Below are 255 nucleotides of genomic sequence, written 5' to 3' on the forward strand. Positions count from 1 at the left end.
GGATACAAAAATAGACGATCTGCTTGATGAAATACCAGGCGTACAACAAATGTTAGCGATAAAAGGTGTGGGCAGGGATACAATTGCCGGCTTTTTCGCGGAAGTAGGGGATTTAGGCGAATACAATAATCCTCGGCAAATTATCAAGCTGGCTGGCTTAAGCCTAAAAGAAAATACTTCCGGTAAACACAAAGGAAAAACGACCATCACAAAAAGAGGCCGAAAGAAACTCAGGGCCCTGTTATTCAGGGTCTG

At 43.5% G+C, this 255-nt stretch carries 1 protein-coding gene; it reads left to right on the plus strand.

Annotated elements, in window-relative coordinates:
- Window positions 1–255: transposase (locus ACQCVH_RS25385; RefSeq protein WP_426838419.1), on the plus strand; the 255-nt coding region annotated here is incomplete at both ends.

It is taken from the genome of Bacillus infantis, assembly GCF_050107595.1.
GTDB lineage: Bacteria > Bacillota > Bacilli > Bacillales > Cytobacillaceae > Bacillus_AB > Bacillus_AB infantis_C.